The sequence below is a fragment of the Rathayibacter caricis DSM 15933 genome, from assembly GCF_003044275.1.
GTDB classification, from domain to species: Bacteria; Actinomycetota; Actinomycetes; order Actinomycetales; family Microbacteriaceae; genus Rathayibacter; species Rathayibacter caricis.
Map to the genome: position 1 here is coordinate 627,824 of NZ_PZPL01000001.1, position 23,845 is coordinate 651,668.

A 23,845-nucleotide genomic window follows, 5' to 3' on the forward strand; every position below is an offset into this window, starting at 1 on the left:
TCGCGGTCGCCGTCAACCGGCTTCAGCGCGAGCGGCCCCGCTCCCTAGCGTGAGGGTGCGGCATCCGGCCGCCCGAGAGGAGACCCAGCATGAGCGCGACCGACGGACCCCAGGACAACCCGCAGAACCACGACACGGTCGACGACGCCGGAGTGGACAAGCCCTCGCAGGCCGAGGGCGACGACGCGCAGATCGGCAACGGACAGGGCGGCGACGCGCAGACCGGCGACGCGCAGACCGGCGACGCGCAATCCGAAGAGGCGCAGACGACCGCCGAGGACGTGACGACCGCCGTCGACGACGACGACCTCGACGCCGGCGTCAGCGAGCCGACGGACTGAGCATGATCCCCGCGCTCGGCGGCCTCGACAGCACGGCGGCCGTCCTCGCCGACGGCTACCTCTTCGGCACCAGGCGCTTCGCGCGGGTCGACGCCGACGCGTTCCGCACCCGGATCCTCGGCAGACCCGTCGTGGTGGCCCGGGGCATCGAGGCGGCCCGCTTCTTCTACGAGGGCGGCCGCTTCGACCGGGCGGGCGCCCTGCCCGGCTCCGTCCTGCACCTCCTGCAGGACGAGGGCAGCGTGCAGACCCTCGAGGACGAGCAGCACCACCGCCGCAAGCGGCTCTTCCTCTCCCTCGTCGAGACCGCCGACGAGCGCTCGCGCCTCGTCAGCGCCTTCGCCCTCGAGTGGCAGCGCTCGGCGGCGCGCTTCGCCGGGACCCCCGTGCCGCTGCAGGACGTGGCGGCGGAGGTGCTCGGGCGGGCGGTCCTCGCCTGGGCCGGCATCGCGCTGGGCGAGGAGGAGGCGCAACAGCGCTCCGACGAGCTCCGCAGCATGGTCGACAACGCCGGGCGCTTCGGCCCGCCGAACTGGGCCGCGCGCCTGCGCCGTCGGCGCACCGAGCACTGGGCGCAGAGCCTGATCGAGGCGAGCCGCGCCGCCGGCCTGCCGCCCGAGGAGGGCGCCGCGTCGATCGTCGACCGGATCGCGCACGCCGAGGAGGACGGCGCCGTGCTGCCGACCGAGGTCGCCGCGGTGGAGCTGCTCAACCTGCTCCGTCCCACGGTCGCCGTCGGCCGATTCATCGTCTTCGCCGCGCTGGCGCTGCACGATCACCCGGAGTGGCGCGACCGTCTCGAGCAGCCCGAGGAGCGCGCCGCCTTCGCGAACGAGGTCCGCCGCTTCTACCCCTTCTTCCCGCTGGTCGGCGGGCGCGCGCGGACGGGACTGCCCTTCCAGGGCGAGACGCTGCCCGCGGGCCAGTGGTTCCTCCTGGACCTGTACGCGACGGACCACGCGGTCGCCCACTGGGACGCCCCCGAGACCTTCGACCCGTCGCGCTTCCTCGCCCCCGTCGACCGCAACGGCTTCATCGCCCAGGGCGGCGGCCACTACGGCGACGGCCACCGCTGCCCGGGCGAGCCCGCGACCGTCGACCTCCTGGCGGAGGCACTCGAGCTGCTCACGACCGGGCACCCGTACGACGTGGCCCCGGGCCAGGACTTCTCGATCAGCCTCCGCTCGTTCCCGACGGAGCCGGCCGATGGGTTCGTGGTGACGTTCCGGGCGTAGCGTCCGGTGCTCGGTGCGGCTGCGGACGGTCGAGGTCGTCAATCGCCTCGACCACGGTTCGCGCGGTGCGGCTGAGAAACGGCAAACGAACAGCGAGCCATATCGCGGAGGTTGAGGCGGCGCAGCCATGTGCAACTCCACGTCGGGAGCAGCAGAGTTCTGGTCGCGCGACAGCGGGGGGCGCCTCGAGCACACCTTCCCTAGCAACAACTAGCTCCGATCATGAACGTTATGTCTGTGGTTGACCGCGGGCCAGCCACAGCCTTTCGGCGGACAAGCCGCAAAGGACTTGATGTCTGCGCTCGGACTACGCCGGCCGGCACATGGCGTCGGTGAAGGAGATGCAGGGGATGCAGCTCAAAGCCGCGACCTCGACGTCCGCGCGCCTGGGCGTGACCGGCAACCCCGGCATCCCGACCGGGGCGATGGTCCTGGCCACGAAGAAGACCCTCTACTCCTCGTTCGAGGACATGGGCATTCTGATCGCCGGCCCTCGCGTGGGTAAGTCGACCTCTCTGGTGATCCCGGCGCTGACGGCCGCGCCCGGCGCTGTCGTCACCACCTCGAACAAACGCGACGTGCTCGACCCGACGCGAGACCTGCGCGCGCAGGTCGGGGACGTGTGGGTGTTCGACCCCCAGAAGGTCGCATTGGAGGAGCCCACCTGGTGGTGGAACCCGCTCACCTACGTCACCGACGACACCAAGGCCCGCGAAGCTCGCCCAACACTTCGCGTCCTCGGTGACCTCGGCAGGAGCAAAGACGGACGCCTACTTCGAGGGCAAGGGACAGAACCTCCTCGCCGCGTTCTTCCTCGCCGCAGCGATCGGGAACCGGCCGATCACGGACGTGTACGACTGGCTGACGAACGTCGCCCGCACAGACGCGCTCGACTACCTCGAAGACGTACGCCCGCCAGGCGGACCAGATTCGCTCCGTGCAGCGCGGCGCGGAGAAGCCGCGCGACAGCATCTACTCCTCGGCCGAGCGGATGGCCGCGCGCCTAAACAACACCACGATCGAACCATGGGTGAACCCGCGCCCGATCGAACCCAACACGGCCGCTGCCGGCCACCTGATGGCCGCGGAGGGCGCCGGGGAGGCATCGGCTCAGGTGAACACTGCGGACGCGGAGGACGGCGGAACCACGGCGACCGCCGTGCGGCCCAAGGCGGTAGACCCGCGCCGACAGTTCAACCCGCACGAGTTCGTGAAAGGCTCCGGCACCCTCTACTCCCTGTCGATGGAAGGCGCCGGGAACGCGACCGCACTCGTCACCGCGCTGACGGCCGCGACGATTGAAGCGGCGGAAGAGCTGGCGACCGCCTCACCCGGTGGCCGGTTAAAGACGCCGCTGCTGGGGCTGCTGGATGAGGCCGCGAACGTGTGCCGCTGGTCGGACCTGCCCGACCTCTACTCCCACTTCGGTTCCCGAGGAATCCCGATCATGTCCGTCTACCAGTCCTGGTCGCAGGGCGTGGCCGTGTACGGGCAGGAGGGGATGAAGAAGCTGTGGTCCGCGGCGAACACGAAACTGTACGCAGGCGGCGTCTCCGACCCCGAATTCCTCGGCATGCTCTCCGACCTCATCGGCACCTTCGACCGCGAAACCACCTCCGTCAGCATGAACAAAGGCGTCCGCTCCACCACCACCTCGCTGAAGCGAGAAAAGATCCTCGAAGTGCAGGAACTCGCGGACCTCCCCCGCGGCCGCGCGATCATGCTCTCCTCCGGCAACCGCGCCGTAATGCTCAAAACGGTCCCCTGGTACAACGGCCCGAAAGCGACCGTCGAGGCGATCAAGGCATCCATCGCCGCGCACCAGCCCGGCAGTACGAAAGGCACCTAGCCGTGGATGACGCCTTCGGTTTCGATCAGCCCGAGGACCCCTCCGACGCGATCGCGGCCGAGCCCGAACCAGAGCTGTTCTACCCGACGCTCGATGACTTCGTACGCGAACACGTGCGGTTCAAGTACCGCCGCCTCGTCGGACGCGCGGGTCGCGCCGATCTGCGATGGAAAGCGGCATGGTGGGAGAGCGAAGAAGCGCTCAGTCGCCTCAAAACGCTCTGGCGCGGATGGGAGAACGCACGCCAAGACCCCATCAAAATGGGCGACTGGTGGCTCAACCAGTTCGACCGGCACATGGCCGTCCTCCTCTCCTCCGCCGGCCCGTTCGCGACCTCCCAAGACGAGAACAAGCCCGGAGACCCGCTGCCCTACACACCCCCACCGCCCGGCTTCTTCCCTCCGGCCGATCCCGCATGGTCTTGAGCGCACAAAGTAGGGCCGGGACCACATGATGTGGTCCCGGCCCTGTCATGTCTGTCGCTTAGAAGGTCGCCGCATCAATGACGAAGCGGTAGCGGACGTCTGAAGCGAGGACGCGCTCGTAAGCGTCGTTGATGTCTGAGGCTGCAATAAGTTCGGTTTCGGGGAGCACGTTGTGCTCCGCGCAGAAGTCGAGCATCTCCTGCGTGACAGGGATGCCACCGTTGGCGGAGCCTGCGATCGAGCGCCGGCCCGCGATAAGGGGCATCGCAGGGAGGGAGATGTCCTCGGACGGAGCTCCGAGGAGCACCATGGTCCCATCGACCGCCAGGAGGTTCACGTACTGGGCGATGTCGAGCTTGGCCGACACCGTGTTGAGGATGAGGTCGAACTCGCCGGCGAGCTTCTCGAAGGTCTGGGGGTCGCTGGTCGCGTAGTAGTGGTCTGCTCCGAAGCGCTCTCCGTCCTCCTTCTTGGAGAGGGTCTGGGAGAGGACGGTCACTTCGGCGCCGAGGGCGTGAGCGAGCTTGACGCCGACGTGGCCGAGTCCGCCCATCCCGACGATCGCAACCTTCGTGCCGGGCCCGGCGTTCCAGTGCGTCAGGGGCGAGTAGAGGGTGACGCCCGCGCACAGCAGCGGAGCGACCTTGTCGAGCTCGAGCGATTCGGGCACGCGCAGAACGAAGTTCTCGTTGACGACGGTGGCCTGGGAATATCCGCCCTGCGTGATGGTGCCGTCGACGTCCTCGCCGGCGTAGGTCTGCACCGCGGTGTTGAGGCAGTAGACCTCTTCGCCCTTCTGGCACTGTGTGCAGTGCCCGCAGGAGTTCGACTCGCAGCCGACGCCGACGCGGTCTCCGACCTTGTGCTTGGTGACGTCCGCACCGACCTCGCGGACGAATCCGACGATTTCGTGGCCGACGACCTGGGGGTAGGCGATGTCGCCCCAGTGCCCGCGGACGGTGTGGATGTCGGAGTGGCAGATGCCGGCATAGGCGATGTCGATCAGGACGTCGTGCGGTCCGAGGTCGCGGCGCTCGATGGTCGTCGGGACGAGCGGCTCGGTCGCTGAGACGGCGGCGTAGGCGTTGACGGTGAGCATAGGGGTGGTCTCCTCAGGGGTCAGAAATGCATCGGTCGTGCTGATGCCCTTCCACTGTGCGACGCCCTGCAGCGTTGGTGAGAGGGCCTCCTAGGACACCCCATCGCCGAGGGACGCGGAGGAGGATGGCGGTATGGATACGAAGAACGAGGTTCGCGATTTTCTGACATCGCGGCGTGGACGAGTCACCGCTGCCCAAGCGGGCCTTCCTGATCTCGGTGGAGACCGTCGTGTGCCGGGCTTGCGACGCGAAGAGGTGGCAATGCTGGCCGGGGTGAGTCTGGATTACTACAACCGTCTCGAGCGGGGGAATCTTCGGGGCGCATCCGAAGGTGTCTTGAACGGGATCGCTCGGGCGCTGCAGTTGGACGATGCGGAGCGCGAGCATCTCTTTCATCTCGCGCAGGGTGAACCGCTGCCGACGGCGACCCACGGACGACCTGCTGAGACGACGGTGAGAAGTTCCGTGCAGAGGGTCCTCGACAACATGGCGGTACCCGCCGTCGTCACGAACTCACGACAAGACATGGTCGCTGCGAACGCCCTAGGGCGCGCGCTGTACTCACCGCACTTCGAGTCGCAGCATCCCAATATGGCCCGCTTCATCTTCCTCGACTCGCGCGCGCCAACGTTCTATGACGACTGGCCGCTCGCTCGACGGATGACTGCCGCGATGCTGCGCCTCGAGGCGGGCCGCGACCCTCTGAATGAGGAGCTGACGTCGCTCATCGGTGAGCTCTCCACCCGGAGTCCCCACTTCCGTCAGGAGTGGGCCACTTTTGACGTCCACGAGCACAGGACGGGGCAGAAGACGTTCCATCATCCCGTCGCGGGTTCGCTCCAGCTGACCTTCGACGCATTCGAGATGCCCGGCGAGCCGGGCCTCTCAATAGTGACGTACAGCACGGAACCGGGAACGCCGGATGCCGAAAGACTTGGTCTGCTGGCGAGCTGGGTCGCCCCGTCCTGACAGGACGACCCAGCCACCTCATTCGGCCGGCGTGAGAACGGTGACAGCCTCGAGAGGGAGTTCATCGGCTGTGGTGCCCACTCGGAGCACGTACTCGCCCGACTCGTACTTCCAGCCCTCAGCCCAGTGGCTCAGACGGCTGCTGGAGAAGCAGATCCTCGCGGTCGTCGTTTCGCCGGCGATGGTGTCGATGGCGGTGAAGCCGACGAGCCAACGCACTGGTCGGTCGAGCTGCGAATCTCGCTTCTCGGCGAATGCGAGGACGACGTGCCGACCGTTGCGGCTGCCGGTCCCTCGAATCTGGATATCGAGGGCGAGTTCCTCTCCCGCATGTATGGCCGGGGGAGCGGTTACTGAGACGAGTTCGGCGGTGCTATAGCCGAGTCCATGTCCGAACCAGTACGCGGGCGGTGTTTCGCTGCGCAGCCACGCCCGGTAGCCGACATGGATTCCTTCGGAGTAGGGGAGCGCACCGTCGATCGGCGTCGTGTTCCAAACAGGGAGGTCATCCTCCGCTTCGGGCCACGTGGTGGGTAGGCGGCCGCTGGGTTCGGCGGTGCCGAGTAGGACGTCGGCGAGGGCGTTGCCGAGTTCCTGTCCTCCGAACCAGCCGACGAGCACGGCTGCGACATCGGTGCGCCAGGGCATCGTGACTGGCGCTCCTGCGTTCACCAGGACCACGGTTCGAGGATTCGCTGCGGCGACTGCGCGGACCAGATCGTCCTGACGTCCGGGTAGCGCGAGGGAGGCCCGGTCGAATCCCTCGGATTCCACTCGAGCGTTCGTTCCGACGACGACGAGAGCGACATCGCTGGTGCGAGCGGCTTCAGCGGCAGCAGCGATGAGCTCGTCCTCGTCGGAGGGAAGCGGTTGGGTACCGACGTTCATCGAGAGCGCATTACCGAGACCGTCTGCTCTCAGAGCGGGCTCGTATTCGATGCGCACGGTGAAGGAGCGACCTTCCTGCAGATCAGGAACTACGGTGCGAACTGCCGGAGTGGACAGTGATGCGCCGAGGTCCTGGCCGTCGGCGCCCATCTCCTCGTCAAGGGCGAGGTCGCCGTCTATCCAGATCCGGCCGTGTCCGGCAGCGGCAAGCCCGAACTCTACGGCTTCGTTCCGCAGGGGCGAGAATTCGAACTCCATGTCGATGCGTCGGGTCGCGGCGACGGGGACGTCACCCTCGAACCAGAAGAGCTCGGTCGAGAATCGGTCTTCCTCGAAGATCGCTGTGCCGTCCCCGTCGCGGAAGGTCAGGTGCGCCCCCTCACCTCCGGTGACCGGGTTGATCATCTCTTGTCGCGGGAGCCCGACAAGCCCGATCTGCGTCGTCGCACCGAGGGAGTATCGAACGTCGACGCCGGGTAGCGCGGCGCGCAATCCGTCCAGCGGAGAGACTGTGTACTCGGGAATGACGGTGGCGCTTCCTCCGCCCTGCGTCCGCGCGGCAGAGGCGTTGTTTCCGATGACTGCGACCGAGGAGAGCTGAGAAGCATCCCAGGGCAGTTCGTCCCGGTTCTCGAGAAGCACCATTCCGGCAGAAGCGGCGCTACGGGCGAACGAAGGCCCGTTCTCCACCTCAGGGGAGGGTGAGGGGTTTGCTGAGCCGAACGCTCCCACCCGCTGGGCGAGAAGGAGGATCCGGCGCACCTTCTCGTCGACAGCAGCCTCGGGGATCCTCCCTTCTTCGACCGCTGTCACAAGGGCGGCCCCCCATGGGCCGTCCGGTCCTGGCATCACCAGGTCCTGACGGGCCTGCGCGGAGGTGAGCGACCGGACGGCGGTCCAGTCGCTGATCACGACACCGTCGAATCCCCACTCGGTGGAGAGCGGCGTTTCGAGGAGTTCGTTCTCTGTCACCGTCACACCGTTCACCGAGTTGTAGGAGCTCATGATCGCCCAGGCTCCACCCTTGACGATGGCGTCTTCGAAGGGGAGGAGATAGAGCTCTCGGAGTGTGCGCTCATCGACTTGCACGTCGACGGTGAAGCGGTCCGTCTCCGAATCGTTCGCGATGTAGTGCTTCAAGGTGGCGGCGACACCGTGTTCCTGCACGCCCGTGACATATGCCGACGCGAGTTCGGCGGTGAGGACAGGATCCTCGCTGAACGATTCGAAGTGACGGCCGCCAAAGGGAGAGCGGTGCAGGTTGATGGTCGGGCCGAGGACGACGTCGACGTTCTTGCGTCGGGCTTCCGCTGCCGCTGCTGCCCCGTATCGTCTCGCGAGCGCTGGATCGAAGGTGGCGGACAAGGCGGTCGCGGAGGGCAGATTCAGGGAGGGATCGCGTTCGTCCCAGAGCGGACCCCGGACACCGGAGGGGCCATCGGAGAGGACCATGGAGCGCAGACCGATGCGGTCGATTGCTGCAGTGCTCCAGAAGTCGCGGCCGGTGAGCAGCGTCACCTTCTCGTGCAGCGTGAGAAGGGCGAGGGCGGCCTCGATCTCCTCAGAACCTGCTCGGGCGGATGAAGGGTCGTTCATGCTGATCGTTTTTCTCTCTGTAGTCGTCGAATCGGAGGTCCCCGAGCTGCTCAGCGGGTCTACTTGACCGACTTCACGCGGAGGACGCTGAGCGCCCCGAGGATTCCCACGAGTGCTCCGCCGAGGAACAGACCGGGGTAGCCGAACAGTCCGACCACTCCGGGGGCGGCCACGGGGACGAGCGACTGCGGCAGGGCCTGCGCGATGTTCACCACACCGAGGTCCTTCCCGGCGGTCGCATCGCTGGGAAGGACGTCTGAGATCAGGGCGAGTTCGACGGCGAGGAACGCACCGATGCCAGCGCCGAGGACCAGCTGACCGAGAAGAACAGTCTCGAACGTCGACGAGAACGCGAGGATCGTCAGACCGACGACTGCGATGAGAGCCGAGAGAACCACGAAGGGCTTGCGCCGACCGAGGCGATCGGACAGCCATCCCAGGAACGCTGTCGTGAGGAGAATTCCGATGGCGTTGGCGAGCGTGGCCTGGAAGACCATCGAGGGCGCCTGCTCATCGGTGATGCCAAGGTTCGTGATGAGGAAGTAGGCAAGGTAGGTCGTCGCAGTGAACTGCGCGGTGACAAGGCAGAAGCGCGTCAGCCAGGCCCAGCCGAGGTCGGGGTACTTGCGCGGATTGAAGACGAAGGATCCGAAGATCTGGCCGACACCGAGGGACTCGGTGGGTCGTTCCTCGCGAACTCGGTCCTTGATCGGCAGGACGAAGCCGAAGAGCAGGAGCAGCCCGATGAGGCTGGGCACGAAGTTCTGTGCGAGTCCGAGCGGGAACAGCTGCACGAGGAACGTCGCCGCGACAGGGCTGATGTTCTGCGCAAGGCTGACGAAGGACGCGACCCGGCCTCGACGGCTCGGACGGATCTGGTCGGGCAGCATGGCGATGAGGGCCGCGAGAGCGAAGTTGAACCCGATCTGAGCGAGCGACCATCCGCCGACGATCACGGCCACGTTCGGGGCGAGAGCCACCAGGGCGATGCCGGCATAGCCGACCAGGGAGCCGGCGACGATCCACGGCTTGCGCATCCCGAACCGGCTCATGGTGCGATCCGAAAGACGACCACCGATCGGGTTGGACGCGAAGGCGAAGAACGCTCCCGCGCCGAGCACGAGAGACAGGTTGCCGGCCGCCCCGTCCGCGTCCAGCTCCCTCAGTCGCAGTGCGATCGTCACAAGAAGAGGGGGCAGGAGGGCCACGATGAGGCCGAACATCGCGATCGGGATGGCGAACATCGGGTACTTCGCCTGGAGCGGCGAACCGTCCGAGGTGCCGACACCCGTGGTCGGGGGCATCGAGGAGAGGGGGAAGGCAGGGGTGTCCCCGATCGGCCCTTGGGTGGAGGGAGTTGGCCGAGTGCCGTCAGGAGTGTGATCGTCCACGTTGACTGTCCTTCATGTCGCAGGCGTCGATGCCCGGGGTGGGCCCAGCTGCCCACGCCGCGACAGTACCAGCGAAAATCTCCGAATGGAATATTTCAGGTCGTGGATCTCTGCCACGTATGTGCAGGCGCGGAAAAGCTCCGCTCAGGGGGCGTCCTGATCGCGAAATGCGCCGGCATGGCGACGCAGAAGCACCGAGGCGAACTAGAGCGCTGGGGTGGATGCCTGCTGGGCCTCTTGTGGTGCGGCGAGGGGCGAGGGAGCAGCGCCGAGGAGGGGGTCGAGGAGGGCGAGTACGGCCGGCAGGTCTATTGACGGGTCGAGGAGCCACTGCACTTGAATACCGTCGAAGGCGGCGAGCACGAGTGTGGCGATCGCTTCCGCGGGGCCGCCTGGGGGAGTGGCTCCGGTTCGTCGGCCTTCTTCGATTGCTTCGACGAGGATCGCGCGCCCGTTGGCGAATCGTTGTGCGATGTGTTCGCGGGCGAGCTCGTTGGTGGGTTCGACTGCGGCCGCGAGGAGGCTGGTGTAGAGCGCGATGAGGCCTGGGACTTGCAGGTTCTTCTCCGCGGTCGCCTGGAACTGATCGCGGATGGTGGGGCGTTCGTCGTGAGCGAGAGCTTCGGCGGCGCGTGCGTCGCGTTCGAGCACGACGGCGAGCTTGAGGTCTTCGAGGGAGGAGAAGTAGTTCTTGATCGCCGAGTGCTCGAAGCCGATTTGTGCGGCGATGGCGCGGAGGGAGGTGCCTGCGGCGCCGCGCTCGGCGAAGACCTCGAGCGCTCGGTCGAGGATCTCCTGGCGTCGGCGGATCCCCTTGGCGTACCTTCCCCGGGGTCTCGCTTCGCTCATGCCCCAAGCCTATTCGGCTACACACACGGGGGCTGGGAGAGCAGCATTCCTAGACTCATGCCCGCGTCCTGGTGATCAACGACCCCGGCATGCCGGTGCTGACACATGCGGGGCCACCCGTAGTTGTCACGAAGGCCCCGCATGGGCGATGACGACTATGGCCGGTGGCGTGCCAGCGCCTCGTTCGCGACGAGGTCGAACGGTCCGAGTCGATCGGCGGCAGATTTGGCGTGGTGCCAGTAGGGGTAGATCAGCGGCGGTGCGGAGACGGCATCCAGGTCGAGCAGGTCCTGCGAGGTGAGCTCGAGTTCCGCGGCGGCCAGGTTGTCGGTGAGCTGAGCTTCCGTGCGGGCGCCGACGACGAGGGAGGACACCGCCGGCCGGGTGAGGAGCCAGGCGAGTGCCACCTGTGCAGCTGAGACACCGTGGGTCTCGCCGATGCGCACGAGCACGTCGACGATGTCGTAGAGCGCGTCCTCGTCGCGAATGGGAGGTTCGTCCCATCCGGCGAGCATTCGGGAGTCCTCCGGCGCCGCTTGATTGCGACGGTGCTTGCCGGAGAGCAATCCGCCCGCGAGGGGACTCCACACCAGCACTCCGACTCCTGCGTCCTGGGCGAGGGGGAGCAGCTCGTACTCGGCCTCACGGGCCTGGAGTGTGTAGTGGATCTGCTGGGAGATGAACGGGGACCAGCCGTTGTCTTTCGAGACACCAAGCGCTTTCGAGAGCTGCCATCCGGCGTAGTTGGAGCTTCCGACGTAGCGGATCTTTCCTGCCTGCAACAGCGAATCGAGCGCTGAGAGGGTCTCCTCGAGTGGAGTCTGCCCGTCCCACTCATGCACCTGATACAGGTCGAGGTGGTCCGTACCGAGGCGGCGGAGGCTTCCCTCGCACTGAGCGATGATGTGGTGACGCGAAAGCCCTGCATCATTGGGCCCGTCACCCATCGGCCCGCGGACCTTTGAGGCGATCAGCGTGCGATCGCGGCGGCCCTTCAGCGCCTCCCCGAGAACCTCTTCGGAGACTCCGTTCGAGTACACGTTGGCCGTATCGAGCAGGTTCACTCCTCGGTCCAAGGCGACATCGAGGAGTCGGCGTGCTTCATCCACTCCGGTCGAGCCGGTGGCTGCGAACACCCCCTTTCCGCCGAAGGTCATCGTGCCGAAGGTGACCGTGGAGACTTTCAGGCCCGATCGGCCGAGAGTTCTGTACTGCATGGGGATCCTTTCGGGAGGGTCGGCTCAGTGTCCGGTCGGGCGGATGTGGGCGCGCGTGTCACCGAATCCGTCAATGAGGGCCCGACGCTCGAGGAAGTGCCACTCGCTGGCGGTACAGGCGAAGATGTCCTCGTACCGGCACTGGGAGATCACCTGAATGGGGAAGTCTTCCGTCACCTGGGTGACGACTCCGTACGACAGGGCTGTGGCCGACAAGCCGTCGTCCGCGACGTCGATGAGGACGTTGCTGATGATGTGCCTGGTGCCGAGCTTGTCTCCATGCACGGCGAGGTTCTCCACCAGCCAGGCCTCTACTTCCGCGGAACCGTGGCAGCTGCGGTCGGGGGCGATATGCCAGACACCCTGGTCGAAAAGTGCGCCGACCCCGGCGAAATCGGCTCCGTCCAGCCGGTGAGCGTAGGTGTGCATCAGGCGGGTGATGTCCGCCTCAGCAAGAAGGCGCTCGATGCTCGTCGTCATCTGCTCCTCCTGACCGGAGTCGAGGACGACACTCGCTTCCGGTGTTCGCGGAGGATCGGCAGGGGCCGGATGAAGTATGAGGAGTGAGGCATCGTCTTCCTTTGCGTACGCCGCGACGTGGACCGGACATCGGTCAGCCCCAGCCTCCGCCTGAACACTTCTGTGCCGGGAGGCCCTCATAGACCACCCCGCCTGCGCTGGCCAGGTAGCACTTGCCGAGCGCTTCCCGGAGTGAACGCAGCCGCCACTTCGCTACCGAAGGTCGCGATGCCTCTCAGGTCAGCAGACCGAACGAACTCGACGTCGGCAAACACCAACGAAGCGGCGTCGCTCGAAGCTAGTCGGCTTCAAGCGACACCGCCTCGATCGCTCCTAGGCCTGGGGGAGATGAGCGATGACGGCGATGTCGACCAGGGCGCCCGGGTGAATGAGCTTCGGTGCGAGGATGATTGCGCTGGCCGGCGGCTTCTGCAGGTTCACGTACTGGTCACGGACTTCGCCAAAGATCTGCGCGTTCTCCTCGAAGCCGACTTCGGCGAGGGTTGAGATCTTCACCACGTGATCGAATGTGGCGCCGACGACGGCGAGCTGAGTCTTCAGGTTCTCGAACACCTGGACCAGCTGAGCGCGGAGGTCGCCGGGACCGACGAGCGTACCCGTCTCGTCGACGGCCATCTGCCCGGTGATGAAGACGAGCCGCCCGCCGGTCACCTCGACCACGTTCGAGAAGCCGTGCGGCGTCTGCTCCAGGTAGCGGGTCTGTGCGGTGTCAGTAGTCATGGCGGGTGCCTTTCCTTGAGGGTGGGGTTGGTTCGGGTGGTCAGCGATGGGAAGAGCGATCTACAGCTAGTACGAGGCCGTTCGGGTTCGTACCGTCGTCGTCGACGTAGACGACGCCGAGTTGCTCGGCTTCTACGACGACACCGTCGTTTCGGAGCGCAGCAAGGCGGTAGCCGAGCTTCCAGGGCAGCGCTTGGGCGTCACCGCGCAGAATCTCCTCGGCGAGAACCCATCGCACGAGGTCGACAGTTGCCCAGCTCGGCTGCTGCCGCGCGGTCAGCTCGGGACTGAGCAGGATCAGGTCCCCGGACGTGAAGGGAGGCTGCGACTCACTGTGGCGCGCCTGCTCGGGCGGCGCTTCTGAGCGTTTTCGGTTCTGGTGGTCGAGCATGGAAGACCTTTCAGAGGCAGACGGTACAAGTGGAACGGGCGACTCACTTAGACCGTAGCACTAACCGGGTAGGGCGTTCCACTTCGCGGCAACCTTCCAGGGAGGGCAGGAGTGGCCGCTCGCAGCGCACATCTGGGCCGAGCGATCCACTTAGTAGGATCGGCGCATGAACGTTGAGATCGATTCGAGATTGCGTGCCGATGCGGAACGGAACCGGGGTCGGATCACTGATGCTGCACGTCATCTCTTTGCAACGCAGGGGCTCGATGTCTCCATGGCGTCGGTCGCCCGGGCAGCCGGAGTGGGAAAGGCGACCCTTGCGCGCCGCTTCGCCACCCAGGGCGATCTGATCGCAGCGGTGTTCGAGGACAGAATGCGCGCCTACGTTCGAGCGACCGAGCTCGCCCTTGCAGAATCCGACCCCTGGCTGGGCTTCGTTCATTACATCGAGGGGGTCTGCTCGATGCAGGCTGCCGACCGCGGCTTCGCCGACGTCTTGACGACGTCATTCAACGGTGCGGACCTACTCGAGGAGCTTCGAGTGCAGGCCTACAAAGGGTTCTTGGAGGTGATCGAACGCGCTCGGTCCACGGGGCATCTCCGAGCAGATTTCGTCTCAGAGGACCTCTTTGTCATCCTCCTTGCAAACGCGGCTGTCGTCGCGGCGACCGCCGACGTCACCGATGCCGCATGGAGGCGTCTCGTCGGTCACATGCTGAGGGCGTTCGCCACGCCCGATGCGCCGCTCCCGCCACTGCCCCCAGCCCCCTCCTCGGCAGATCTCGAGAAGGCGATGTCCAGGATCGGCGTGTCGAAGGCGTGACGCGCTGAACACGCTCCCTCTTTCCAGCGCACTTCCCATGATTATCGACTTCAGGAGACCGTCTCATGCCCATCACGCAACTCCTCGCCGACCCAGCCAGCCGTTGGGCCCTGGAACACATGCCGTTGACAGCGCAGGCTGTACGCGAGGTCGCTCCAGTCCTGCGCGGGAAGAAGCTGGCTATGTGCCTTCATGTCGAGCCGAAGACCGCCGCTCTGGTCTCGCTACTTGTCAACGCCGGCATGGATATCGCCCTCACCGGGTCCCCTGGAACGACGAAGGACGAGGTCGCCGACGATCTCCGCCGCATCGGCGTCACGGTGCACACGAGGCAGAGCGATGACGAAGCGCAGCATGCACGCAACCTTGAGAAGGTCCTCGAACATGACCCGGATCTCACGCTCGACAACGGTGGGGACCTGACCCTGCGGCTGATCAATGCAGGTACGCCGGAGCAGTACCTCGGCGGCACCGAGGAGACGACGACCGGCGGCATCCGCCTCCGAGAGCACGACAGGTCGCTTGGTCGACCCGTGATCGTCATCAACGATTCGCCCCTCAAGCTGATCGTCGAGAATGAGTACGGCGTTGGCCAGAGCGTGATCCAAGGCTTCATGAACGCGACCAACCTGATGATTCCCGGCACCCGAGCGGCCGTCATCGGCTACGGACCGTGCGGCCGAGGCGTGGCTGACACCCTCGCTCAGCTCGGAGCACGAGTCTCCATCGCGGACGTGGACCCGATCCGGTCCCTGCAAGCCATCCTCCGCGGGCACCGCGTCGGGTCCATCGAAGACGTTCTCTCCGACGCCCAGTTCGTTTTCACTGCGACCGGGGCACCAGGAGTAATCGGAGCGGCCGAAATCGAAGCGTTCGCCGATGGCGCGGTCATAGCCGGAGTAGGCCACTTCCCATGGGAGATCGACGAGGAGGCGCTGACGGCCGCCACCGAATCGGTGACCGAGTTCGCCGCCGAGGGCCGTCGGCAGGGCATCCGCCTGAAGAACGGCAAGCAGATCATCCGCTTAGAGCGCGGCCGAATGATCAATCTCACTGCCGCCAGCGGCAATCCCATCCAGGCAATGGACCTCGGACTCACCCTCCAAGTGCGCAGCCATGCCGCTGTCATCACCGACCCGCTCGACGCCGTTGTGCAGCCCGTTCCACCGAAAGTGGAGCACCGCATCGCGACGGATCTCGTCGCGCTCTTGACTTCTCGGTAGCAGGCGGGCCGCATCTGAGGATCAGGTTGTGCGCGGGCGCATCCAGACGGCGGGCGGATCCGCGAGCGGCCCGCCGGAGACGCGGAACGATTGCAGCATGTAATCGGCGAATCGCCGCCACGCCTCTGGGGCTTCGTGGTGGGTCGTCCGCACGAGTCCAGCATTCGCGTGCTGGAGCAGTATTAGGTCTGTGTGGTGGAAGTCGGGCCGGATGGCGCCCGCTGCGCGTGCCCGTGCGACGAGTGTGAGGGAGGCGCGAAGGGCGCGGCGCGTTTCTGAGCGGAAGAGGGCGCTGCCCTCGCCCGAGAGCGTCACATCGCCGAATGCGAGGTCCGTCGCCTGCTGCTCGACGATGAAGAGCACCCAGTCGCGGAACGCCTCCCATGGATCCTCGAGAGCCTGAACGGCGGCCTCTTCCGTGCGATCCGCGTATCGGCGCATCTTCTCTTCCAACACCACTGCGATGAGCGCGTCGACAGTCGCGTAGCGGCGGTAGATGGTGCCCACACCGACTCCGGCGGCAGCCGCAATGCGCTCGAGGGTGACCCCTACGCCCTCCTCGGCGAAGAGCGTCCCGGCAGCACAGAGGATCGCCTGCCGATTGCGTTCCGCGTCGGCACGCAGGGGTCTGGGGGACGTGTCCATGAAATGATCCTACCAATGTGGAATAGATCCTCCACTTAACGGTTACCCTCAAGTGGAGCAGACGCTCCGGTTGTGTCGACGAAGGATGATGAGTGATGAAGGTTTACGCCCTGCAGGATTTTGACCAGGCCCCGGAGGTCATCGAGGTCGCTCTCCCCGAGCCTCTCGAAGGCGAGGTTCGTGTTCGCGTTCACGCGGCGTCGGTCAACGGTTTCGATCTCGCCGTAGCGGCCGGGTATCTCCGAGGAGCGATGGAGCATCGGTTCCCCGTGGTCCTGGGGAAGGACTTCGCCGGAGTGATCGACGCGCTCGGGAGCGGCGTCGACGGATTCGCCGTCGGCGACCGCGTCTTCGGAGTGGTCTCGAAGGCAGTGCTGGGCGACGGCTCGATCGGTGAGTACGTGACGGTTCCTGCCGCAATGGGCATCGCGAAGCTCCCCGAGGGCATCGGGTTCACCGAAGCCGCTGCTCTCGGACTCGCCGGCACGGCAGCGTTCGACGCTATCAGCGCCGCCGGAGATCTCAAGGGAACGACCGTTCTTGTCGTCGGCGCAACCGGAGGCGTCGGTCAGCAGGCAATTCAGCTCGCGGTCACGGCCGGTGCCGAGGTCATCGGAACGGCGTCATCTGCCGAGGGCGTCGATCTCATCACCAGACTGGGTGCGAGCGCAATCCTGTACAACTCGGAAGCAACGGGAGACCTCGAAACGCAACTCGCGACCCTCCACCTCGGGGGAGTGAACGTCGTTCTCCACTTCGCCGGCGACCCGCTCGCACTAGCTCCGCTGGTCAAGCGCGGCGGGAAGTTCATCTCCACCATGGTTCAGAACCCAGCGGACGTCCCTGCACCGGGCGTAGAGGTCGTCTCGATCTACGCCTCACCGACAGCCGACACTCTCAGCCGCATTGCCCAGCGCCACGCGGAGGAGCACACCACGGTCACCGTCCAGCGTGTCTATGAGCTCGACCAGGCCGGTCGGGCGTTCGGCGACTTCGCCTCCGGCACTCTTGGCAAACTCGTCATCGCCATCGACTAGAACGCACTCGTCACGGGGGCTGAACGGCCCCCGCGACTGCTCGAAAGGCACCCTCATGGAACTCGGCGTCTTCTCGCTCTCCGACATCTACTCGAACGGTCCCGACACGGCGGCCAGCCGAACGAGGGACATCATCTCTTACGGCATCCTCGCCGAGCAGCACGGGCTCGACGTGTTCGGCATCGGCGAGCATCACACCCGGGCATTCGCCGTCTCGTCACCCGCGGTCGTGCATGCAGCGATCGCTCGAGCCACGAGCCGGATCACGCTGACAACGACTTCGACGCTGCTGCCCGTGCTGGATCCGGTGCGTCTGTACCAGGACTTCGCAACTCTCGACCTCATCAGCGACGGCCGCGCCGAAATCAGCGCCGGCCGCAGCGCATTCATTGAGCCCTTCACGCTCTTCGGCCAGGACATCGCTCAGTACGACGCGCTATTCGCTGAGAAGCTCGATCTCCTTCTGCGCCTGAGGGACGAGGACACCGTCACCTGGCAGGGCCACTTCCGCGCCCCTCTGCACGATGCTGAGGCCAACCCGCAACCCGTCGGTCCCCTGCCGATCTGGATCGCAGTCGGCGGCACACCGTCCTCCGTGCTCCGCGCCGGACGCCTCGGCCTCCCGATGATCCTCGGCCTGATCGGCGGGACTCTGGACCACGCGAAGCGCCTCGTCGATCTGTACCGCTCCGCTGGCCAGGATGCAGGCCACTCCGCCGAAACCCTCAAGGTCGGCATCAGCAGTCACTTCTACGTCGGAGCGACCCAGGAGCAAGCGCTCGAAGATTTCCATCCCTACTACCACCGCTACTTATCACCCGACACGAACGGCGGTCGAGGTTGGTACGTGGACCGCGCCCAGATGACTCAGGTCGCCGCCCGCCGCGGCGCTCTCATGGTCGGCGGTCCGGAGCAGATCGCGAGGAAGATCCTCGACCTTCGCAGCGAGCTCGGCGCAGACCGCTTCCTCGGACAAGTCGACCTCGGCGGCATACCCCAGCAGATGGTCTCCGACTCGATCGCCCGCTTCGGCGACATCGTCGCACCTGCCATCCGCCACGCCGTCACCGGCTAACCCCGATATCCGCCACGCCACCACCATCGCGCTCCCACCTCTCGGAAGGAACAACTCATGACAATTGCGATCATCGGCGCCACCGGCAGCTTCGGCGGCGACATCATCAACGCCCTCCTCGCACGCGGAGTCGATCCCCCTGAACTGCTCGCCCTAGGTCGAAACAGCAACCGCCTCGACGAACTCCAAAGCCGCGGTCTGAGGACCGCCGCCATCGACATCTCCGAGGAGACGGTCGCCGTGACCGCCCTCACCGGAGTCGACACGCTTCTTCTGATTTCCATCGGAGCTCCGGGTGAAGGCCTCGCCCTGCGCACTGCTGCCGTGAATGCCGCCAAGGTAGCAGGAGTCAAGCACCTGGTTTACACCTCCGCGCTACAGGCCTCGACCACGACCTTCGTTCTCGCCTCCGAACACGCTGCCACGGAGGAGGTCGTAATCGCCTCCGGTATCCCGCCGACATTCGTCCGCGTCGGCTGGTACACAGAGAATCTGCAGCAGGACTTCGAGAGCGCCCGCGCTAGCGAAGTCATTGCAAATAGCATCGGCGCCGGGCGCCTCGCGACCGCGCCACGCCGCGACATGGCAGAAGCAATCGCCGTCGTGCTGACCACCCCGGGTCAGGAAGGTTTGACATACGAGCTGTCGGGTGACGTCGCGTGGGATTACACCGAGTTCGCTGAGGCAGCGAAGGAGGTACTCGGTGCGCCAGTCCGCTACGACGCTCTCACTCCAGAGCAGGAGCGAGAGATGCTGACCGAAGCGGGCCTCGACGAGCAGACCGTCAGCTTCATCGGAATGCTGAACACCGGCCTGCGCGAGGGCACCCAGGCCTCAACCACCGGCGACCTCGCCCGGCTGATAGCCCGGCCGACGACAACGCTGGTTCAGTCCCTCCGCAACTGGAGGTGACAAGACCAGAGCGCTGCGCACTCAAAGACGGGAAGGGACGCGGGACGCGAAGCCGCGTCCCTCCCTCTATCTGATCGTTCCAGGAGGTGCCGGAACAACGACCGCCCGCACGGAACCATCCGCGCAAGCAGGTACGGCGTCACCCTCGTGCGCCTCGCTCACCGCCGAGCACGTGACCCGGGCAGCATGGCGCATTTGTATCGATCGGCAAACTGACATAATCTCAATTATGGGAGATGTCTCGTTGCGCGAGAGGGAAGGCGTGCCCGATTGGTCGTTCGTTGGAGCCCTGTGCAGTTCGTTGGAGCAAGGGCAAAGCGCCGAGGGGTAGCGCAAGGGTTGAAGCAGTTGTCCAACGGTCTGTCAGTCAGCTAGCAACGACCTCTTCATGCCCATCGGAACAAGCCAGCGCACCCTCCCCTGCACCCGAGGATTCCTCCGATGATCGATATTATGTCAGTTTGAGCTGAAGGGACGGTGTTTAAGCCGTCGACCCGGGTGCACCCCAAGACGTTCTGGCGGATCCTCCGGAAAGGGCCAGGTCGGCTTGCCGAGTGACAGTGGACGATGCGACCGTCGTTGTGGCTCGCTCAGCGTTCACTCTGCAGATCGAGTGAGGAAGTGGCGTATCGCTTCTGCGAAGTCCGGATCGAATCGGGCCCCGCTGTGACTACCGCCCACGAGAACCAACTCTGCTCGGCGGAGTGCCGAGGAGAGGACCTCAGGGCGTTGCGCGAGAACATCGTCAAGGCCCGCGATGACGAGCGTCGGCACTGTGATTTCTGCGAGCGGAGCGGGTTCGGGCCGCAGCGCCGCTGCTACTGCGCTGATCGCCTTGAGATCTGCGCCGGCGGAATATGCCTGAGTACGCCATGCGGCGAGTTCTGGATCGTCGATTTCTGACGCATCATCTGCACTGAAGGCCTCGGCCAAACCAGCCAGGTTGAGGACTCGGGTGTCCAGCCCATCCATCTCCACAATGCCGCTTCCCACTCCGCCAAGCACGAGCCGACTGACGCGCTGGCCGAGTTCTGCGCAGGCATGGAGAACGACGACCGCACCCAGCGAGTATCCGACCAGGCGGATCTCGACATCCGCCGCCACCTCGTCGAGGAGTTCGACGAGATCAGCGACCATGCGTGACAGTCCATAGGAAGAAATTTCATGCGGCGTATCGGAAGCGCCGTGGCCGCGTGCGTCGAGGGTGAGCACATGGTGTCCTGCGTCGATCAGCACTCCCAGCACGAGTGGGGTCTTCCACTCCGCGAGGCTGTCCGAGGTGAGGCCGTGATGCAGCACGGTGACCGGCCCGCCGCGGTCCCCCCACCGCCGGTAGGCGATCTTCACTCCGTCACTGGTTTCGAAGAACATCGATTCGGGCACGGCTGGGCTGGTCACTTAGTTCCCTCTCTGATGGTCTGGGTGCATTCGTCCCGGCCGCGCGGTCGTCGTGGACTGTCGCCGTGATCGTGGTATCCGGCGTTCGTGGGGAACCGACTGCAGCGCTCTATTGGTTCGAGAACGCTGCGTCGAACGCCGCGGTCGGCTTCGTCCAGAGCAGGGAGCGGATGTAGCCCACGGCCTCGGCCGCTCCGTGCAGGCGGTCCATGCCCGCGTCCTCCCACTCGATCGAGATCGGGCCGGAGTAGCCGATCGCCTCGAGCGCCCGGAACGCGTCCTCCCACGGCACGTCGCCGTGCCCGGTCGACACGAAGTCCCAGCCGCGCCGCGGGTCGCCCCACGGCAGGTGCGAGCCGAGCACGCCCGCGCGGCCGTTCTGCGGACGCATCCGCGTGTCCTTGCAGTCGACGTGGTAGATCCGGTCCTTGAAGTCCCAGAGGAACCCGACCGGGTCGATGTTCTGCCACATCATGTGCGACGGATCCCAGTTGAAGCCGAACGACTTCCGGTGGTCGATCGCCTCGAGCGTCCGCACGCTCGACCAGTAGTCGTAGGCGATCTCGGACGGGTGCACCTCGTGCGCGTAGACCACGCCCTGCGCGTCGAACTCGTCCAGGATCGGATTCCAGCGCGTCGCGAAGTCCTCGTAGCCCTCCTCGATCACCGAGGCGGGCACCGGCGGGAACTGCGCCACGTACGGCCAGATCTTGGATCCCGTGAACCCCACGACCACGTCGACGCCGAGCTTGCGGGCGACGCGGGCCGAGCGCTTCATGTCCTCCGCCGCCCGCTGCCGCACGCCCTCAGGGTCGCCGTCGCCCCACGTGTAGTCCCGGACGAGGGCCTTGTGGCGGAAGTCGATCGGGTCGTCGCAGACGGCCTGTCCGGTGAGGTGGTTCGAGATCGCGAAGACCTCGAGTCCGTGGCGGTCCAGGATCTCGAGCCGCGACGCGACGTACGAGTCGTCCTCGTCGGCGCGCCGGAGGTCGAGGTGGTCGCCGGAGGCGGCGATCTCGAGGCCGTCGTAGCCCCACTCGGAGGCCAGGCGCGCCACCTCCTCGAAGGGCAGGTCGGCCCACTGGCCGGTGAACAGGGTCACCGGGTGGGTGGCGGCGTAGGTCTTCTCACTCATGGTGGTGTCTCCTCGACTGGGTGTCAGAGCGCGTCGGGCACGGTGACCCAGGCGCCGGAGTCGGCCGCGTCGAGCACGGCCTGGGTGATGCGGGCGGCGCGGAGTCCGTCGTCGAACGTCGGCAGACCCTCGACCTCGGCTCCGGCGATCGCAGCGTAGGTGTCGCGGGCGAACGCGGTGAACGCGTCCTGATAGCCCATCGGATGCCCGCTGGGCACGATCGAGAGGCGGGCCGCGTCGGGAGCGAGGATCGCGCCGTCGCGCGGCACGAGCACCGCGCTGTCGCGGCGCCCGACCCAGAGTGTCTCGGGCAGCTCCTGCTCGAAGCGCAGCGACTCCTCGAGTCCCGACACCTCCAGCACGAGCTCGTTCCGGTGCCCGGCGGTGACCTGCGAGACGAGCAGGGTGCCGACGGCGCCACCCGCCAGACGGACGATCGCCCCGGCCACGTCCTCGGTCTCGACCGCGCGGCCGCCCCGCTCGGCGTGGATCGTGCTCGTGATCGCCGCGAGAGCCTCGATCCGCTCGCCCGTCACGAACTCGAGCAGGTCGACCAGGTGCGAGCCGATGTCGCCGAAGGCGCGCGAGCGCCCGCCGGCGGCCGGATCCACGCGCCAATTGTCCTCGGACGCGCCCAGCAGCCAGTCCTGCAGGTAGCTGCCGCGCACCGTGACCAGTCGACCGGTCTCTCCTGCAACGACCCGGGCGCGCGCCTCGCGCACCATCGGGTGGAACCGGTAGGCGAACGGCACCGTCGCGACGATCCCCGCGGCGGACGCGGCGCTGGCGAGCGACTCCGCCTCGGCCACCGTCGCGGCCAGCGGCTTCTCGCAGACCACGTGCTTCCCCGCTGCGATCGCAGCCAGGGCGAGCTCGGCGTGCGACGCGTTGGGCGTGCAGACGTGGATCACGTCGATGTCGTCGTCCTCGATCAGCGCCCGCGCGTCGGCGTAGGCGCGCTCGAAGCCGAGCTCGCCCGCCGCCTTCTCGCCCTTCTCGGGGCTGGAGGAGGCGACGCCGGCCAGGACCGCGCCGGCGCTCCGGGCCGCCCGGCTGTGCACGGCGGCCATGAACCCGCCGCCGAGCACGCCAACGCGCAGTGGCGCCGGTTGGCCAGCGCTGATCGGTTCAGTGGTCGTCGACCGGGCGTGAGAGGGCTCGGCGTGGCCGTGACCGGTCATGCGTTGTTGCCGGTGAGGTAGGCGTAGGAGGCGGTGAGCCCTTCGAAGATGTCGCCGGCGTAGGCATCGAATTCGACCACTGGGAGAGCTTGCGGTGCTGCGGCGAGCACTGCAGGAATGTTCATCGCACCTGACCCGACTGGCTGCTGCGCCAGGGTGTCCCTGGAGACGGGTCCGTCCTTGACGTGAAGGAAGCGGACCTTCTCGCCGAGCCGGCCGAGTACCTCGATGGGGTCGTCGCCGCCGACGGCGGCCCAGTAGGTGTCGAGCTCGAGCAGCATGCGCGGGTCGAGCAGGCTTGCAAGGTGCTCGTAGGCGCTCAGCCTGTTGACGCGGTTCTCGAACTCGAACCAATGGTTGTGGTACCCGAGCGTCAGTCCGCGTGTCTCGGCGGAGTCGACCAGGGCGTTCAGCTCGTCGGCGATCGCCTTGACGTCGTCGGCACTGGTCCAGCGGGCAGCGTCGACGTGGGGGTCGATGACGGTCTGCACGCCGAGCGAGGCGGCGATGTCGAGGATCTCGTCGACGGAGGTGCCCTCTTGCGGGCCAAGCAGCCGCGCGTGGGCGCTGGGAGCTGTCAGCCCGCTCGCGGAAAGCGCCGCGCGGTAGTCCTCGGCGAGGGTCACGAAGTCGAACAGCTCGACCTTCGCGAAGCCGATGCCGGCGAGGCGGTCGAGAGTGGCGGGCAGGTCGGCGGCGAGGGGCTCGCGGACCGAGTAGAGCTGGACAGAGAGGTCTGTGGGTGAGGCCACCGGAGTGCTCCTTGAATTGGCGTAGGGCGGGTAGTGCATCCCCCTCGTCATCGAAACCGGCCTGACGTCGGTTCAAGTGCGGGCGGGTAGTTGCAAGTGGTCGAAGTGCTGACCGCGCCGAGGACGCAGGCACCTTGTGGGCGCCTGCGTCCT

The 23,845-nt window shown here is 66.4% G+C and carries 24 protein-coding genes; 11 read left to right on the plus strand and 13 right to left on the minus strand.

Going from position 1 to position 23,845, the window contains the following annotated elements; all coding sequences use genetic code 11:
* Positions 1 to 89 precede the first annotated feature (89 nt).
* The 5 genes from C1I63_RS02935 to C1I63_RS02955 all read left to right on the plus strand — a co-directional run bounded on the left by C1I63_RS02935 (position 90) and on the right by C1I63_RS02955 (position 3,850).
* A complete protein-coding gene (locus C1I63_RS02935; RefSeq protein ID WP_107573706.1) occupies positions 90 to 341 on the plus strand; it encodes a hypothetical protein in 252 nt (83 codons plus the stop codon).
* A 2-nt stretch (positions 342 to 343) separates the two neighbouring features.
* Complete coding sequence (locus tag C1I63_RS02940; RefSeq protein WP_107573707.1) at positions 344 to 1,576, plus strand: cytochrome P450; 1,233 nt, start codon at positions 344 to 346, stop codon at positions 1,574 to 1,576.
* Positions 1,577 to 2,046: 470 nt separating this feature from the next.
* Positions 2,047 to 2,583 carry a type IV secretory system conjugative DNA transfer family protein gene (locus tag C1I63_RS20410; protein ID WP_425326984.1) on the plus strand — a complete coding sequence of 179 codons (537 nt, stop codon included), beginning with the start codon at positions 2,047 to 2,049 and terminating at the stop codon, positions 2,581 to 2,583.
* Positions 2,514 to 3,425 (plus strand): type IV secretory system conjugative DNA transfer family protein, encoded by a 912-nt coding sequence (locus C1I63_RS02950; protein WP_244906961.1) that lies wholly within the window; start codon positions 2,514 to 2,516, stop codon positions 3,423 to 3,425. The genes C1I63_RS20410 and C1I63_RS02950 overlap by 70 nt, the downstream gene beginning before the upstream one ends.
* 2 nt (positions 3,426 to 3,427) lie before the next feature.
* Complete coding sequence (locus C1I63_RS02955; RefSeq protein WP_211315555.1) at positions 3,428 to 3,850, plus strand: DUF4913 domain-containing protein; 423 nt, start codon at positions 3,428 to 3,430, stop codon at positions 3,848 to 3,850.
* 58 nt (positions 3,851 to 3,908) lie between these two features.
* Here the strand turns inward: C1I63_RS02955 and C1I63_RS02960 are convergent, their stop codons facing one another.
* Positions 3,909 to 4,949 carry an NAD(P)-dependent alcohol dehydrogenase gene (locus tag C1I63_RS02960; protein ID WP_107573709.1) on the minus strand — a complete coding sequence of 347 codons (1,041 nt, stop codon included), beginning with the start codon at positions 4,947 to 4,949 and terminating at the stop codon, positions 3,909 to 3,911.
* Between the two features lie 133 nt (positions 4,950 to 5,082).
* Between C1I63_RS02960 and C1I63_RS02965 the strand changes: the two genes are divergently transcribed.
* Positions 5,083 to 5,919 (plus strand): helix-turn-helix transcriptional regulator, encoded by an 837-nt coding sequence (locus tag C1I63_RS02965; RefSeq protein ID WP_107573710.1) that lies wholly within the window; start codon positions 5,083 to 5,085, stop codon positions 5,917 to 5,919.
* An 18-nt stretch (positions 5,920 to 5,937) separates the two neighbouring features.
* On the opposite strand, the gene C1I63_RS02970 is transcribed toward C1I63_RS02965, so the two are convergent.
* From C1I63_RS02970 to C1I63_RS03000, 7 genes are all read right to left on the minus strand, one after another.
* Entirely contained in the window at positions 5,938 to 8,403 is a 2,466-nt protein-coding gene (locus C1I63_RS02970) for a beta-glucosidase family protein (RefSeq protein ID WP_107573711.1), read from the minus strand.
* Positions 8,404 to 8,462: 59 nt separating this feature from the next.
* Positions 8,463 to 9,707 (minus strand): MFS transporter, encoded by a 1,245-nt coding sequence (locus C1I63_RS02975; protein ID WP_107573712.1) that lies wholly within the window; start codon positions 9,705 to 9,707, stop codon positions 8,463 to 8,465.
* Positions 9,708 to 9,998: 291 nt separating this feature from the next.
* Positions 9,999 to 10,643 carry a TetR/AcrR family transcriptional regulator gene (locus tag C1I63_RS02980; RefSeq protein WP_107573713.1) on the minus strand — a complete coding sequence of 215 codons (645 nt, stop codon included), beginning with the start codon at positions 10,641 to 10,643 and terminating at the stop codon, positions 9,999 to 10,001.
* A gap of 155 nt (positions 10,644 to 10,798) precedes the next feature.
* Positions 10,799 to 11,860, minus strand: a complete 1,062-nt coding sequence (locus C1I63_RS02985) for an aldo/keto reductase (RefSeq protein ID WP_107573714.1) — start codon at positions 11,858 to 11,860, stop codon at positions 10,799 to 10,801.
* A 24-nt stretch (positions 11,861 to 11,884) separates the two neighbouring features.
* Positions 11,885 to 12,340 carry a nuclear transport factor 2 family protein gene (locus tag C1I63_RS02990; protein WP_170116299.1) on the minus strand — a complete coding sequence of 152 codons (456 nt, stop codon included), beginning with the start codon at positions 12,338 to 12,340 and terminating at the stop codon, positions 11,885 to 11,887.
* Between the two features lie 372 nt (positions 12,341 to 12,712).
* Entirely contained in the window at positions 12,713 to 13,120 is a 408-nt protein-coding gene (locus C1I63_RS02995; RefSeq protein ID WP_107573716.1) for a RidA family protein, read from the minus strand.
* A 40-nt stretch (positions 13,121 to 13,160) separates the two neighbouring features.
* Positions 13,161 to 13,511 carry a hypothetical protein gene (locus tag C1I63_RS03000; RefSeq protein WP_107573717.1) on the minus strand — a complete coding sequence of 117 codons (351 nt, stop codon included), beginning with the start codon at positions 13,509 to 13,511 and terminating at the stop codon, positions 13,161 to 13,163.
* Positions 13,512 to 13,677: 166 nt separating this feature from the next.
* On the opposite strand from C1I63_RS03000, the gene C1I63_RS03005 reads away from it, so the two are divergent.
* Entirely contained in the window at positions 13,678 to 14,334 is a 657-nt protein-coding gene (locus C1I63_RS03005) for a TetR/AcrR family transcriptional regulator (protein WP_107573718.1), read from the plus strand.
* A gap of 65 nt (positions 14,335 to 14,399) precedes the next feature.
* Positions 14,400 to 15,557 carry an adenosylhomocysteinase gene (locus C1I63_RS03010; RefSeq protein ID WP_107573719.1) on the plus strand — a complete coding sequence of 386 codons (1,158 nt, stop codon included), beginning with the start codon at positions 14,400 to 14,402 and terminating at the stop codon, positions 15,555 to 15,557.
* A gap of 21 nt (positions 15,558 to 15,578) precedes the next feature.
* Here C1I63_RS03010 and C1I63_RS03015 read toward each other — a convergent pair whose 3' ends face one another.
* Positions 15,579 to 16,202 (minus strand): TetR/AcrR family transcriptional regulator, encoded by a 624-nt coding sequence (locus C1I63_RS03015; RefSeq protein WP_107573720.1) that lies wholly within the window; start codon positions 16,200 to 16,202, stop codon positions 15,579 to 15,581.
* Between the two features lie 95 nt (positions 16,203 to 16,297).
* Here C1I63_RS03015 and C1I63_RS03020 point away from each other — a divergent pair, with 95 nt between their 5' ends.
* Genes C1I63_RS03020 through C1I63_RS03030 form a run of 3 tightly spaced genes read left to right on the plus strand, consistent with a single transcriptional unit; the run spans position 16,298 to position 19,226 of the window.
* A complete protein-coding gene (locus tag C1I63_RS03020) occupies positions 16,298 to 17,239 on the plus strand; it encodes an NADP-dependent oxidoreductase (protein WP_107573721.1) in 942 nt (313 codons plus the stop codon).
* Positions 17,240 to 17,294: 55 nt separating this feature from the next.
* Positions 17,295 to 18,314 carry an LLM class flavin-dependent oxidoreductase gene (locus C1I63_RS03025; protein ID WP_107573722.1) on the plus strand — a complete coding sequence of 340 codons (1,020 nt, stop codon included), beginning with the start codon at positions 17,295 to 17,297 and terminating at the stop codon, positions 18,312 to 18,314.
* A 57-nt stretch (positions 18,315 to 18,371) separates the two neighbouring features.
* Positions 18,372 to 19,226, plus strand: a complete 855-nt coding sequence (locus C1I63_RS03030; protein ID WP_107573723.1) for an NmrA family NAD(P)-binding protein — start codon at positions 18,372 to 18,374, stop codon at positions 19,224 to 19,226.
* A 597-nt stretch (positions 19,227 to 19,823) separates the two neighbouring features.
* Here C1I63_RS03030 and C1I63_RS03035 read toward each other — a convergent pair.
* The 4 genes from C1I63_RS03035 to C1I63_RS03050 form a co-directional block, all read right to left on the minus strand.
* Positions 19,824 to 20,624: an alpha/beta fold hydrolase gene (locus C1I63_RS03035; RefSeq protein WP_146168354.1), complete on the minus strand. Its 801-nt coding sequence runs from the start codon at positions 20,622 to 20,624 to the stop codon at positions 19,824 to 19,826.
* A gap of 109 nt (positions 20,625 to 20,733) precedes the next feature.
* Positions 20,734 to 21,759, minus strand: coding sequence for a sugar phosphate isomerase/epimerase family protein (locus tag C1I63_RS03040; protein ID WP_170116300.1), 1,026 nt, complete (start codon positions 21,757 to 21,759; stop codon positions 20,734 to 20,736).
* Between the two features lie 23 nt (positions 21,760 to 21,782).
* Complete coding sequence (locus C1I63_RS03045; protein ID WP_107573725.1) at positions 21,783 to 22,940, minus strand: Gfo/Idh/MocA family protein; 1,158 nt, start codon at positions 22,938 to 22,940, stop codon at positions 21,783 to 21,785.
* Positions 22,937 to 23,692, minus strand: a complete 756-nt coding sequence (locus C1I63_RS03050) for a sugar phosphate isomerase/epimerase family protein (RefSeq protein WP_244906964.1) — start codon at positions 23,690 to 23,692, stop codon at positions 22,937 to 22,939. The genes C1I63_RS03045 and C1I63_RS03050 overlap by 4 nt, the downstream gene beginning before the upstream one ends.
* Between the last annotated feature and the right edge of the window lie 153 nt (positions 23,693 to 23,845).

Coding starts and splice junctions, on each gene's coding strand:
- C1I63_RS03020 (WP_107573721.1), top strand. CDS start 16,298: ATGAAGGTTTACGCCCTGCAGGATTTTGACCAGGCCCCGGAGGTCATC.
- C1I63_RS02960 (WP_107573709.1), bottom strand. CDS start 4,949: ATGCTCACCGTCAACGCCTACGCCGCCGTCTCAGCGACCGAGCCGCTC.
- C1I63_RS02935 (WP_107573706.1), top strand. CDS start 90: ATGAGCGCGACCGACGGACCCCAGGACAACCCGCAGAACCACGACACG.
- C1I63_RS02970 (WP_107573711.1), bottom strand. CDS start 8,403: ATGAACGACCCTTCATCCGCCCGAGCAGGTTCTGAGGAGATCGAGGCC.
- C1I63_RS03045 (WP_107573725.1), bottom strand. CDS start 22,940: ATGACCGGTCACGGCCACGCCGAGCCCTCTCACGCCCGGTCGACGACC.
- C1I63_RS03010 (WP_107573719.1), top strand. CDS start 14,400: ATGCCCATCACGCAACTCCTCGCCGACCCAGCCAGCCGTTGGGCCCTG.
- C1I63_RS02990 (WP_170116299.1), bottom strand. CDS start 12,340: ATGACGACGAGCATCGAGCGCCTTCTTGCTGAGGCGGACATCACCCGC.
- C1I63_RS03005 (WP_107573718.1), top strand. CDS start 13,678: ATGAACGTTGAGATCGATTCGAGATTGCGTGCCGATGCGGAACGGAAC.
- C1I63_RS03030 (WP_107573723.1), top strand. CDS start 18,372: ATGACAATTGCGATCATCGGCGCCACCGGCAGCTTCGGCGGCGACATC.
- C1I63_RS02975 (WP_107573712.1), bottom strand. CDS start 9,707: ATGCCCCCGACCACGGGTGTCGGCACCTCGGACGGTTCGCCGCTCCAG.
- C1I63_RS02995 (WP_107573716.1), bottom strand. CDS start 13,120: ATGACTACTGACACCGCACAGACCCGCTACCTGGAGCAGACGCCGCAC.
- C1I63_RS02980 (WP_107573713.1), bottom strand. CDS start 10,643: ATGAGCGAAGCGAGACCCCGGGGAAGGTACGCCAAGGGGATCCGCCGA.
- C1I63_RS03040 (WP_170116300.1), bottom strand. CDS start 21,759: ATGAGTGAGAAGACCTACGCCGCCACCCACCCGGTGACCCTGTTCACC.
- C1I63_RS03015 (WP_107573720.1), bottom strand. CDS start 16,202: ATGGACACGTCCCCCAGACCCCTGCGTGCCGACGCGGAACGCAATCGG.
- C1I63_RS03025 (WP_107573722.1), top strand. CDS start 17,295: ATGGAACTCGGCGTCTTCTCGCTCTCCGACATCTACTCGAACGGTCCC.
- C1I63_RS02985 (WP_107573714.1), bottom strand. CDS start 11,860: ATGCAGTACAGAACTCTCGGCCGATCGGGCCTGAAAGTCTCCACGGTC.
- C1I63_RS20410 (WP_425326984.1), top strand. CDS start 2,047: ATGGGCATTCTGATCGCCGGCCCTCGCGTGGGTAAGTCGACCTCTCTG.
- C1I63_RS02965 (WP_107573710.1), top strand. CDS start 5,083: ATGGATACGAAGAACGAGGTTCGCGATTTTCTGACATCGCGGCGTGGA.
- C1I63_RS03000 (WP_107573717.1), bottom strand. CDS start 13,511: ATGCTCGACCACCAGAACCGAAAACGCTCAGAAGCGCCGCCCGAGCAG.
- C1I63_RS02940 (WP_107573707.1), top strand. CDS start 344: ATGATCCCCGCGCTCGGCGGCCTCGACAGCACGGCGGCCGTCCTCGCC.